This window comes from Olleya sp. Ti.3.14 (genome assembly GCF_038154885.1).
GTDB lineage: Bacteria > Bacteroidota > Bacteroidia > Flavobacteriales > Flavobacteriaceae > Olleya.
The window spans coordinates 859099-871090 of the sequence record NZ_JBAKAO010000001.1; the positions used below are offsets into that span (position 1 = coordinate 859099).

Below are 11992 nucleotides of genomic sequence, written 5' to 3' on the forward strand. Positions count from 1 at the left end.
ATGAACAAACAAATATTATATACAACCGTAATGCTGTGTATTACTATTTGTTTTTCACAAAATGAAACAGCAAACTGGACATTTGGAGAAAATGCTGGCCTTAATTTTAATTCTGGATATCCTTTACCTTTAGGTGCTTCTCAGTTAAATACTACCGAAGGTTGTGCTAGTATGTCTGACAATAGCGGAAACTTGATTATCTACTCTGATGGATCAACCGTATGGAACAAAAACCATGACATAATGACTAATGGATTGGATTTGCTAGGTAATGACTCTAGCACACAGTCTGCTATAATTATCCCAAAACCTAATAGTGACACCATCTATTATATTTTTACGGTCGACGACAGAGCTGGATCTAATGGCTTAAGGTTTTCTGAAGTTGATTTGTCTTTATCTGGTGGTTTAGGTGCAGTAACAGCAAATAAAAACATCTTACTAGAATCGCCTATTACAGAAAAACTTACGGCTGTCGAAGCGTCTAATGGTGAAGACATTTGGGTTATTAGCCACAGATGGGAAAGTAACGAATTTGTTAGTTATCTGGTTTCAGATTTAGGTGTCTCAACAACACCTATTGTATCTAGTATTGGAACATATTATGGAGGAGATATTAATCAAACCATAGGATATTTAAAAGCCTCTCCTAATAGAGAAAAAGTAGCTTCGGTTGTAAGTTATGTTAGTCAAGTAGAAGTATTTGATTTTAATGCGCTAACTGGACAACTGACAAATCCTGTTTATATTCCTAATTTAAGCACAAATAATCCAGGATTTTATGGTTGCGAGTTTTCACCAGATAGCCAATTACTTTATGTTAGCGAGTTAAATTATGATACAAACCTTTCCTTTATCCATCAATACAATTTAGGCTTAAATTCTGCGTCAAGCATAATAGCATCTGATATTATCGTTGGACAAAGAACTGGGTCTTTTGGTGCCTTACAACAAGCGTTGGATGGTAAAATTTATGTTGCTGAGTTTGACCGAACGTCTATGGCTGTAATTACAGATCCTAACACTATTGGTGTGGATTGTAATGTATTGTCAGGATTTGTAAATTTAAATGACAAGATATGTCAATTGGGATTACCACCTTTTATTCAATCTTATTTTTACGCTACAAACATTTTTAATAATACATGTTTTGGTGATGTCACAGAGTTTTATACAGAGTTTAGTACAAGCATAGACGCCATACAATGGGATTTTGGAGATCCTGCTTCTGGCATTAACAACACCTCAACATTACTAAATCCAACACATGTTTTTTCAAGTTATGGTACCTTTAATATTACTATAAATTTTGTTGTAGATGGTCAAAACCAAACCCTTTACAGATCCTTAACTATTACTGATAAACCACCTGTTTTAACTTTAGACCCATTATATAGCTGCCAAACGGACAATCTATTTAATCTACAAAATGCAATTCCATCATCTTACTTGAGTCCAGATTATAATATTGCATATTTTGAAACTTTAGAAGATGCGCAACAGACAGAAAATAATATATTAAATTTTAGTAATTACGACGCAACAAGTACTAACCAAACAATCTACGTAACACTATCAAATGGAACGTTTAGTGATTGTTTTTCTATAAGTACGTTAGATTTAGTAACAGTTTCTGCTCCAATTGTAGCTGATGAAGATGTTTTTTTGTGTAAAAATTCAGTCTCAGATTTTGTTACCATTGATGTCGGATATTTAGATTTACCACACAATCAATATTCATTTTTGTGGTTATCAAGTTTAGAAACCACACCACAAATTGATGCATTTCAACCTGGTGAATATATTGTAAGAATCACACTTTTAAGCAGCATAACAACCACTAATCCTGAAGGCTGTTATGCAGACCGATTGGTAACAGTTACAGCTTCAAGTATTCCTTATATAGAAGAAATTATTACAAATAACACAACAATAACGGTTATTGTTTCAGGTTTGGGTGATTATGAATATGCTTTGGATAACATCAATGGTCCTTATCAAAACGATAACATTTTTGAAAACACAACTGCAGGTAACCACATAGTTTATATTAGAGATAAAAACCTTTGTGGTGTTGCCGAAGCACCAATTTGGTTAATAAAATTTCCAGATTATTTTACACCAAATAATGATGGTAAAAATGATTATTGGCAAGTCGAAGGTTTAAGTGACAATTCTAAAAAAAACGCACTAGTTCAAATTTTTGATAGATATGGCAAATTGTTAAATCAATTTAAACCTTCTAGCATTGGTTGGGATGGCAGTTTTAATGGCTATCCAATGCCAACTAACGATTATTGGTTTGTAGTAACCTTAAGTAATGGTTTAATTTATAAAAATCATTTTACATTAAAACGCTAGTTATTCGTACATTTAAGGATGAAACGCTATTAAATGTATCGTACAATTATTGCTTTAATACTATTAACCTTATCAACGCAATTTACCATTGCGCAAGATATAACGCTGTTTCAGCAGTTTAATGGTCGTTATGATTATACTGCAATTGGAAACACATTAAATCAAGCCGAAAATAATTTATCGCAATCCTTTTGTAGTATTTTACCTTCATCTCAAGCAAGTCTTAACTTGCCTATGGACAGTAACATAATATCTGCTTATTTGTTTTGGTCAGGCTCTGGACCAGGAGATACTGAAGTCTCATTAAATAGCCAAACAATAATTGCAGAAGACACATATAATGTTACTTATAACGCTGGATCTGATGGGTTGCTTACTTACTTTGCTAGCTATGCAGATGTTACCAATTTGGTAATTACGCATGGTAATGGCGACTACTTATTTGCAGATTTAGATATTTCAGAAGTACTAACCTCAACTGCTGGTTACTGTAATAATAGGACCAACTATGCAGGATGGAGTCTTTATGTTATTTTTGAAGACAGTACACTTCCTTTAAATCAAGTAAATCTATTTTTAGGATTAGAAATTATTAATGGAGACGTACAAAACAAAACGATTGTTTTAGAAAATGTAAATGTCCTTGATAATGACAATGCCAAAATTGGTTTTTTAGCTTGGGAAGGTGATAATGCCTTAAACTATGGCGAATCCCTATCTATTAATGGTAATGTATTATCCAATCCTCCTCTTAATTTAGCAAACAATGCCTTTAATGGCACCAATACTTTTACTAATGCTACTGATTTTTATAATGCAGATTTAGATGTTTACAATATAGAAAACAACATCGCTATAGGAGATACAGAGGTAACAATTAACTTAACAACAGGAGGTTTAGATTCTGGTGGAACTTTTAGAGCCGATTTAATAATAATCAATAATATTATTACGGTTTTAAATAGTCAATTACCAGACGCTACTATCCAATTAAATAATTACCAGGTTACTTGCAATGATAGAATATTAACTGTAAACTACTCTGTATTTAATTATAATAGTACAGACAGTTTGCCTGCAAATACACCTATTGCTTTTTTTATAGATGGTATTCTGGTAGCACAAAATCAAACCATCAATACAATATTAATTGGTGGAGAGGAAACCAATCAAATCAGTTTCCAAATTCCAGATACTTTTCCTGATAACTTTATTTTAGAAATTGCAGTGGATAATGATGGTACCTATAATGGTATTGTAACAGAAACTAATGAAGTTAATAATGATACCTTTGAAGTAATACAGCTAATACCTTTACCGCAAACCATACAATTAAATCCATTATTAGCATGTGATGAAGGTTATAATAAGTCGCATTATGATTTAACTAAGACATTAAACCAAATAGACACAACCATTTATCAAGATTTTTCATTTTTTGAAACCTTAGAAGCTATTTCTAGTAATACCAATATAACAAATCCCAGTAATTATTTTTCAAACAACACACCTCAAACCATATATATTACAGCTATGACTGATATTTGTTTTGACATATTTAAATTTGATTTATTTACAGAACATTGTCCTCCATATATTCCTCAAGGCTTTTCTCCAAACCAAGATACTAATAATGACCATTTTAATATACAAGGTTTATATACCATTTTTGAAAATCACGAATTATTAATCTACAATCGTTATGGCACTTTAATATTTAAAGGTGATGATAATTTAAAGTGGCATGGTCAAATAAACCAAGGTCTAAATAACCAAGGTAAAATAGTACCTATAGGTACCTACTTTTATGTACTTCATTTAAATGACCCAAAATATAAAACAAAAACAGGTTGGGTTTACGTAAACTATTAAGGAACAAATAATTAATTTAAACTTTTAATCGATAATTATTGCGTTTAATCGATAATTGATGTATCATTGCACAGTATAACGATGAAATATGTTATTCGTCGTTATTTAAATTTCCTTATTGTCAATGAAACTTAACCTACAAACCCCAATCATTGCTACATTTATCTTGTTTTGCTTGTCTACTCATGCACAACAAATTACAGTAGACGACTCATTTACAGCCCAGCAACTTGTAGAAAACAATTTAGTACAAGGTTGTGTTGAAGTAACAAATATTACATCTACCATTAACGGAAACGTTAATGGATTTTCTAGTTTTGGTTATTTTGAAAATGCAAGTTCAGGTTTTCCTTTTGAAAACGGAATAATGCTATCCACAGGTAGCGCTACTTCAGCAGGAAACACACAAAATACTAACCCTTTAAATGAAGGGACTGTTGCTTGGGGTACAGATCCTGATTTAGAAGCTGCTTTAGGCATAGACAATACCTTAAACGCAACATCTATACAATTCGATTTTATTTCTACATCAAGCAATGTTCAGTTTAATTACATTCTAGCTTCAGAAGAGTATTTTGCTGAATATCCTTGTTTATACTCGGATGGTTTTGCATTTTTAATTCGCGAGGCAGGAAGTGGTAATCCTTATCAAAACATTGCAGTAGTTCCTGGAACGTCTACTGCTGTAAATACAAATACAATTCATGACGAAATCGTAGGTTTTTGTCCTGCAGAAAACAATGCCTATTTTGAAGGTTATAACATTGGAGATACAAATTTTAATGGTCGTACAACTGTTTTAACAGCTTCTGCAAGCATATTACCTAATGTACAATACAATATAAAATTAATTATAGCAGATCAAACAGACCGAAACTTTGATACAGCTGTTTTTATAGAAGGAAATAGTTTTACAGATAGTGTAAATCTTGGAGATGATATAACAACATGTGATGCTACAGTAACTCTGGATGCCAATACTGACAATCCTTTAGCAACTTACACTTGGTTATTTAATGACACTGTTATCACAGGAGAAACCGGAAGTACATTATTAGTAAATACTGACGGTAATTATACAGTAGAAATTACTGTACCTTTAAATGCTGATTTTTGCACGTTTGAAGATTCAGTAAACGTTACACTTAATAGCATACAACTTGCAGATACATTGACAGACATAATTGTATGCGACGATGTATCTAACGATGGAGAAGAAAACTTCGATTTATCTATTAAAATATCTGAAGCTGAAGCTGCTTTACCAAGTGCATCGTATACTACAACGTTTCATCTTAATCAAACCGAAGCAGAAAATAACACAAATGCAATAGTAAATTATTTAAGTACAACATCAACACAATCTGTATTTTACCGTGTTCAAGATGATGTTTCAGGATGTGTATATATTGGTACGTTTAATCTTATAATTAATCCTTACTTAACTATAACCAACCCAACACCTTTAACTGTATGTTCTGCAGGAGGTGCTTCTGTGCCACTTACGGATAAAGATGACGAAATATCAAATGGCAACAGTAATTATAATGTTAATTACCACTATAATTTGGCTGATGCCGAAAGTGGATTAAACCCAATAGCTTCGCCTTATACTCCTGCTACTAATACTGAAACATTATATGTTAGTATCATAGATATAACTACGGGATGCAATACAACCACAACTTTAGACATACAAGTCAATGTTAATCCTGCAATAAATCCAGACACGCAAATGTTAGACGCTTGTGATTCTGATGGAGATGGCTTTGACACCTTTGATTTAACTCAAAATATTGATGATGTCCTACAAGGCTTAACTAATGTAACTGTAACATATCACGAAACATTGGATGACGCTAATAGTGGTACAAATCCTATTGCTAATCCGACCAACTTCCCAAATACTACAGATTTTCAGCAAACTGTTTTTATCAGAGTAGAAGATAACACAACTGGTTGCGCATCTGTAGTACCATTAGAGATTCACACTTTTTTATTAGAAACAGGTACAGAAATAACAGATTATTTTGAATGCGACGATCCATCAAACGATGGTATTGTGGATTTTGATTTATTACAAGTAGCTGAAGCCATAATTAATGGATTAGAAGATGTTACTATTGACTTTTACGAAACTGAAGCAGACCAATTGGCTAACATAAACCCAATTAATCAAAATGTACAATATGTCGTAAATGCGTCACCAAAAACATTATACATTGTATTAAATAGCTTAACGTGTACACACAACGCAACTATACAATTAATAATCAACGATGGGTTTGATATTCAAACACTAACCTCTCAAGATTATTGTGACACAGATGACGATGGTTTTACTAGTATAGATTTACATACGTTTGATGATTACGTTGCAACAGATATTGCAGGTGGAACGGTTTCTTATTTTGAAACTCAAGCAGACAGTCAATCTAACTCCAATCCTTTACCTGCGTTTTATTACAATACAGTTAATCCATTAACGGTTTATGTACGTGTACAAAACGAGAATGGTTGCAGTGCTACATCAAGCCTAACAATTAATGTATTACCTGCTCCAACCACAACAACTCCTGATAACATATTGGTTTGTGATGACGATCAAGATGGTTTTTCTATAATTGATTTATCAACTACTATTAATCAAATGGTAACTGACACATCAGACAGAACAATCACATTTCATAACTCTCAAGTCAATGCTCAAAGCAATACAGATGCCATAGCAGATTACCAAAACTATAACGCTAATACGCAAATGGTTTTTGCAAGAATAGAAAACAGTATTACTGGTTGCTATTCCATTGAGGTTATCACTATTTATGTAAATACATTACCTGTTTTTAATCCAATAACAACATTAATTAATTGTGAGACTGATGGTAATCAAATTGGAGAATTTATTTTTATTGATAAAGATGCAGAAATATTAAATGGACAAATTGGTAAGGAAGTTCTTTATTTTTTATCGCAAGCAGATGCAGATAGCAATAGCAATGCTATAGACAAAACAACCGTTTTTGAAAACACATCAAACCCTCAAACTATATATGTTCGTGTTCAAAATTATACAAATACAGATTGTTATGGCACCTCATCTTTTCAAATAGAAGTAGGTTCTAACCCAATCTACAACAATCCTACAGATGTATTTGTTTGTGACGATGTGAGTAATGATGGGTTTGAGACCTTTAATCTTTCAGAAATTTCAACACAAATCAGTGCAGGTTCGCCTGAAACGTTAAGCATCACTTACCACCTTAATATGGCTGATGCCGAAACACAATCTAATCCTTTACCTAATAACTTTACAACAACCGTTAATCCACAGCAAATTTTTGTTACAGTAGATAATGGTACTTACTGTAAAGGCATTACTAGTTTTGAGTTTAACGTTATTGCTGTACCACAAACTAATGTAGCTAGTGCATTACAACAATGTGATGATGATTTAGATGGCTTTACCAGTTTTGATTTAACACAATCAGAAGTAGAGGTTCTATCTATTAGACAAGACAATATTGTAATTGAATATTTTACATCTGTTTCAGATCTAGAGCTTGGAACAAATCAAATTAGTGATCCTTCTAATTTTACCAACACATCTAATCCACAGACTGTGTTTATTAAAATATCTAATACTGTGTCTAATTGCTATGCACAAATACCTTTAGATTTAATTGTAGACGTACCTCCTACTATTACTCCAAACGTGGTTTTAGATATTTGCGAAGATGCTACTTTTACATATAATTTAAACAATGCACTAAATGCATTGATTGACACAACATTAGACATTCAAATTACTTTTTATGCTACTCAACCAGATGCTCAAGCAGAACAAAATCCATTAAACACAAATTACGTTTATAGTGTGGCAAATAATACTTTATTTGCTCGTGCTAATTACACAGGCAGTACTTGTTTTACTATTCAACCTTTTGTTTTGGCAGTAAACCCAACACCTAATTTAGGTACATTGTTAGATTTACAAAATTGCGATGATGATTTTGACACATTCTCCATCTTTGATTTAAGTCAACAAACACCTTTTGCATTAGCTGGACAAAATCCTAGTGACTTTAGTGTATCTTATTTTACAACACAAAACGATGCTATTAATAATACAAATGCATTAACAGATTTACTTGTAGACTCAGAAAACAACACACTATATTATGTAAGAATAGAAAACAACGCTACAGGATGTTTTAATACCACTAGCTTTGCGACTATTGTTAACAGAAAACCAGAAGTAGACATTGAAGACCAAGTGTTATGTTTAGAAAACTTACCATTAATAGTAACTGCCGAAACTAATATTCCAACAGACAGTTATAGCTGGTCTACAAGTAGTAGTTTAAGCTATATTGAAATCACAGAAATAGGAACATACTCAGTAACCGTTACATCACAATTTGGCTGTACTTCTACTGCGACTTTTACCGTTTCAGAGTCAGAAGCTGCAACTATTAACTTTACCGAAACAGTAGATTTTTCAGACCCAAATAATATTACAGTAACCGTTTCTGGTATTGGTGATTATTTATATCAACTTGACGACTTAGACCCTCAAGACTCTAACATTTTTAGTAACGTACCAATTGGTCCACATACAATAACTGTAATAGATTTAAATGGATGTAACTCAACAACCAAAGAGGTAGTTATAATAGATGTACCAAAATTTGTTACACCTAATGGTGATGGCTATTTTGATTATTGGCATATTACTGGTGTAAACCAACTTAAAGGTACTGTGGTTAATATTTACGATCGTTATGGTAAATTACTTAAAACATTAACACATGCTTCTCTTGGATGGGATGGCAGATATAATGGTAACTTAATGCCTGCAAGTGACTATTGGTACGTAGCAGACATTAAAAAAGGACCAATCGAGTTTCAGAAAAAAGGACATTTTACACTTAAGCTTTAACATTTCAAATTTCATTTAACAAAAATTGTTTTTTTACCTTTGCAAACCATTAAAAAGGTATGCAAAAAAGACTCTTTATTATTCTATTTTTAATTGTAAGTTTTTCATCTGCTCAAAACGTAGTTACAGATGTTCAAACCTATACACCTCAGCAACTTGTAGAGGATATCTTAATTGATAGTAGTTGTATTACAAATGTACAAGTAACTAATGTTGTTGGTGGTAATTTTGGAGGATCAGACCAAAGTTATGGATATTTTGATGCAACAGGTACAACATTTCCTTTTCAAAGCGGAATTGTTTTAAGTACAGGTCGGTTAAGCAATGTAGATGGTCCTAACGATTCTTTAAGTGATGATGATGCTTCTGGTTGGGATGGTGACCAAGATTTAGAGATTGCACTAGACGAAACTAATACTTTAAATGCAACCATATTAGAGTTTCAGTTTACCTCTGAGGCTACACAAATTAGCTTTAATTATATTTTTGCTTCAGAAGAATATCAAGAAAACAACGCCAATACATGTCAATATTCTGACCTATTTGGATTTTTAATTCGTGAAATAGGCACAACAGACTACGAAAACATTGCACTTGTTCCTGGCACTCAAGTTCCTGTAAAAGTGACAACTGTTCACCCAGAAATACCTGGTGGTTGTCAAGAAGAAAACGAATTTTACTTTGGAAGCTGGAATGATAATACTGCACCAATTAACTTTAATGGTCAAACCAAAGTCCTGTCTGCAGTAGCTAACACTGTTCCCAATACCACTTACGAAGTTAAATTAGTAATCGCAGATGAACAAAACTACAGATACGATTCTGCTGTATTTTTAGAAGCTGGAAGTTTTGAATTAACTACAGACTTAGGTCCAAACTTACTTGAGTCTACAAACAACGCACTATGCGAAAACCAAAGCATAGACCTAGATGCCACACAAACTGGAGCCATAATTTACAAATGGTTTAAAGATGGTACAGAGCTTCTTACAGAAGTTAATCCTATCCTAACAGTAGCAGATACTGGAACTTACAACGTAGAGGTAACCTTATCTAATGGTTGCATATCTTATGGCGAAATTGTGATCGAGCAATTTCCTGCACCTACAACCATAAACACAACCTTAACCCAATGCGATTTAGAACAAGATGGCATAACAACTTATAATTTATTTGATACAGATCAAACCATTACTGTTGGTAATCCAGATTTATCTATCATTGGTTTTTATAATTCGCTGCTAGATGCAGAACAACAAATAAATGCCATAACAACGCCTGATAGTTTTCAAAATACTACAATCAATCAAGTGGTTTACGCTTTAGTCATAAATAATTTATCCAGTTGTACAGCTATAAGTCAGATAACGTTACAAATTTCAAATAATAATTTACCTACTTATAATTTAGACGCTTGTGACGATGCCATAATTGATGGATTAACCACTTTTGATTTAAGCCAAGTAAGCTCTCAAATTACACCTTTAGTTCCAGCAGGAGCTACAATTAGTTATTACTTAACTCAAGAAGACGCTTTCGCGGAAAATAATCCGTTGCCAACAAACTTCGAGTCTACAATTCCAAATTTTCAAACCATTTATGCACAAGTAACCTCTAATGGATCGGATTGTTATGCTGTAACAGACGTTAACTTAAATGTACTTTTTACACCAGAAATTTCGGAAAACGAAAGCTTTGAATATTGTTTAAATAATTTTCCTGAAACCATAACCTTAAATGGAGGAGTATTAAACGACTTACCAAATAACTATTACTACCAATGGTTATTAAACGGAGTAGACACAGGAGTAAACACCTCTTTTATTGAAGCAAACCAAATAGGAGTTTATACTGTTATTATTACAGGTACCAACGGTTGCTCAAACACCAGAGACATAACAGTTACTTCAATTGAAGCACCTATTATTGAAAATGTAGCTTATACAGAATTAACAACCAACAATACAGTAACGGTTACGCTATCTAACACAGGAGATTTTGAATATGCTTTAGACAATGGGACATATCAATCCTTTAATACGTTTTCAAATGTGTCTCCAGGCATTCATACAGTTTATGTTAGAGAAATTGATGGCTGCGGAATGTCTGAGCAAACCATTGCTATCTTAGGCTTTCCACAATTTTTTACTCCAAATGGAGATAATTACAATCAATTTTGGAAACCAATAGGTCTTAATGATACTTTTAATACGGATTTAGATATTAAAATATTTGATCGCTATGGTAAGTTAATTCATCTTTTAAATCCACAATCTTCAGGTTGGGATGGTACTTTAAATGGACAATTATTACCTAGTAATGATTACTGGTATTTAGTTTCTAGATCTAATGGTCAAAAGATCAGAGGTCATTTTAGTTTAATTCGTTAGTGCTAATTATCTAGATAATAAAGTAAGATTACTTTTATCGAAAAAAATCTCTAACAAATGAAAATAAAAATTTAGCAGCACCTATAAATCCAGCTATTTGCATAGACACTATGCCTTCATTTAAAGCAATAATACCAACAATAATAAACACAACTGCCAAAATCAAATTAAGAAAACCAAATTCTCCCCAATCCGGTCGATTGACTCTAAAATTATTCTTGCTTTTAAAAAGCTTAATACCCAAATATCCAATACCAATAAAAATAAATAATGTTATTAATTCAACCCAAATTGGAGCGTCACTTGGTTTGCTATCAAGCAAATTTACAAGACCTACAAAAGTAAATAGGGTACTTACAATAATTAATATGATGCCTATAATTTTTTTCATGAAATAAAACCTACCATTAAAACTACTTTAATATAC

The 11992-nt window shown here is 32.5% G+C and carries 5 protein-coding genes; 4 read left to right on the plus strand and 1 reads right to left on the minus strand.

The annotated features are described in order from the left end of the window. From V6251_RS04090 to V6251_RS04105, 4 genes are all read left to right on the plus strand, one after another. Window positions 1-2361, plus strand: a complete 2361-nt coding sequence (locus tag V6251_RS04090; protein WP_341587133.1) for a T9SS type B sorting domain-containing protein — start codon at window positions 1-3, stop codon at window positions 2359-2361. 33 nt (window positions 2362-2394) lie between these two features. Further along, on the plus strand, window positions 2395-4233 hold the full coding sequence (locus V6251_RS04095) for a T9SS type B sorting domain-containing protein (RefSeq protein ID WP_341587134.1): 1839 nt from the start codon (window positions 2395-2397) through the stop codon (window positions 4231-4233). Between the two features lie 124 nt (window positions 4234-4357). After that, a complete protein-coding gene (locus tag V6251_RS04100) occupies window positions 4358-9175 on the plus strand; it encodes a choice-of-anchor L domain-containing protein (protein ID WP_341587135.1) in 4818 nt (1605 codons plus the stop codon). A gap of 59 nt (window positions 9176-9234) precedes the next feature. Next, window positions 9235-11565, plus strand: a complete 2331-nt coding sequence (locus V6251_RS04105; RefSeq protein ID WP_341587136.1) for a choice-of-anchor L domain-containing protein — start codon at window positions 9235-9237, stop codon at window positions 11563-11565. A 34-nt stretch (window positions 11566-11599) separates the two neighbouring features. Here V6251_RS04105 and V6251_RS04110 read toward each other — a convergent pair whose 3' ends face one another. Next, entirely contained in the window at window positions 11600-11956 is a 357-nt protein-coding gene (locus tag V6251_RS04110; protein WP_341587137.1) for a hypothetical protein, read from the minus strand. Window positions 11957-11992: the final 36 nt, after the last annotated feature.

What these genes read in the sequence shown, in the direction of transcription:
- V6251_RS04090 (WP_341587133.1), top strand. Translation starts at nt 1, where the DNA reads ATGAACAAACAAATATTATATACAACCGTAATGCTGTGTATTACTATT.
- V6251_RS04105 (WP_341587136.1), top strand. Translation starts at nt 9,235, where the DNA reads ATGCAAAAAAGACTCTTTATTATTCTATTTTTAATTGTAAGTTTTTCA.
- V6251_RS04110 (WP_341587137.1), bottom strand. Translation starts at nt 11,956, where the DNA reads ATGAAAAAAATTATAGGCATCATATTAATTATTGTAAGTACCCTATTT.
- V6251_RS04095 (WP_341587134.1), top strand. Translation starts at nt 2,395, where the DNA reads ATGTATCGTACAATTATTGCTTTAATACTATTAACCTTATCAACGCAA.
- V6251_RS04100 (WP_341587135.1), top strand. Translation starts at nt 4,358, where the DNA reads ATGAAACTTAACCTACAAACCCCAATCATTGCTACATTTATCTTGTTT.